Origin of the sequence: Thiolapillus sp. (assembly GCF_048562965.1) — a bacterium.
In the GTDB taxonomy this organism is placed as follows: domain Bacteria; phylum Pseudomonadota; class Gammaproteobacteria; order Chromatiales; family Chromatiaceae; genus Thiolapillus; species Thiolapillus brandeum_A.
Genome location: NZ_JBHNMF010000642.1, coordinates 1 through 1734 on the forward strand (window position 1 = coordinate 1; position 1734 = coordinate 1734).

Sequence of the window (1734 nt, forward strand, 5' to 3'; positions counted from 1 at the left end):
GGGAGGGGGCGCACCTATACCCTCAGCGCCAAGGTGTACCGCCAGACCTGCCAAAAGGCTGCCTATGTGCGTCAGGCCGGTTTTGATGCCATTCAACAGGAGCAGATGGTGCTCAGCTATATCGATAAACATGGGTCGGTTAAACGGGCCGATGTGGTGGAATTATGTCATTTGAATCCACCCCAGGCGTACCGACTCCTTAAGCGTTTGAAAGAACAGGGAAAAATAAGTCAATCTGGTGAGAGGCGCTATGCTGTCTATACACGAAAAGCTTAATCTATACACGAAATCTATAGATTCTATGTGCTCGTGCATAAAAGCGTGTATAGCAAGCGTAAATGTAATACCTGAATGCATATTCAGACTTGGTGTGCATAAAGACAATCCGTATCCATCAGTGTTCATCTGTGGCTCAAAAGGCTTTTGAATGGAAACCTCAAAACTCAAAAAATTCGCCCAACACGCCCGTCGCAGCCTGATTGAGCAAGTATCTAACAAGCTCAAGCTGGTGCTCGCACAGGACAGCGCTGCCAGGCGTGAAAATCCTAAAGCGGTAGCCGAAATCGAAAAACGGATTTTTGGTGTATCTGGCAAATATACTGACAACTGTACACTGACCACTGATGACTCGCGTCGGCAAGCGCAGCTTGTCGAGCGCGTCGCCTATATCTGGTTTAACCGTTTTTGCGCCCTGCGTTTCATGGATGTGAACCGCTATACCCGCATCGGGGTGGTTTCGCCCGCCGAGGGGCAGTTCCAGCCGGAGATTCTGGCTGAGGCCAAGATGGGGCATATTGATGAGGGCATGGTGGACGAGTCGGCCAGACAACGGATCTTCGCCCTGCTTGACGGCAAAACCCCCAGCCAGGATCCACAAGCCGAGGCGTACCGGCTGCTGGTCGTGGCGATCTGTAATTACTGGCATGGTTCAATGCCATTCATGTTTGAGCGGATTGCCGATTACACTGAATTGCTGATGCCCGACGACCTGCTCTCGGGCAACTCCATCCTCGCCTATACACGCGAAGCGATGACGCCGGATGTCTGTGAAGATGTTGAGGTGATCGGCTGGCTCTACCAGTTCTACATTTCCGAGAAGAAGGATGAGGTCTTCGAGGGGCTGAAAAAGAACAAGAAGATCACGCCGGAAAACATCCCCGCCGCTACCCAGCTCTTCACCCCGCACTGGATCGTACGCTATCTGGTAGAAAACTCCCTCGGCCGACTGTGGATGCTCAACCGCTCTGATTCACGTCTGGTTGAGCAGATGGACTATTACATCAAGCCCCCCATTGATGATAAAAGCGGGCCAGAGTCCGATTTTCTGCGTATCAGCAGTCCAGAAGAAATAAAAATTTGCGACCCGGCCTGCGGCTCAGGCCATATGCTGACCTATGCCTTCGACCTGCTCTACGCCATCTACGAAGAGGAAGGCTATGAGGCTGCTGAAATCCCTTCGATGATTCTCAAAAACAACCTATTTGGGGTAGAGATCGACGAACGCGCCGGGGAACTGGCCGCTTTTGCCCTGACCATGAAGGCCCGCGCCAAACAACGCCGCTTCTTCCGCAAGCAGGTGCTGCCCAATATATGTGTGCTGGAGAATATCCAGTTCGGTGAGGGTGAGCTGAAGGAGTATATGAATTTTATCGGGCGCGACCTGTTTACTGCGCCATTGCAAACAACTCTGCGCCAGTTTGAGGAAGCCGACAACTTCGGTTCACTGATCCGTCC

At 52.0% G+C, this 1734-nt stretch carries 1 protein-coding gene and 1 pseudogene; both read left to right on the top strand.

Annotation, left to right across the window (positions count from 1 at the left end; genetic code table 11):
* Positions 1 to 276, top strand: a pseudogene (locus ACOCD2_RS18715) (ATPase); the annotation flags it as partial.
* A gap of 151 nt (positions 277 to 427) precedes the next feature.
* A partial coding sequence (gene pglX, locus ACOCD2_RS18720; RefSeq protein ID WP_419625888.1) for a BREX-1 system adenine-specific DNA-methyltransferase PglX occupies positions 428 to 1734 on the top strand: 1307 nt, incomplete at its 3' end.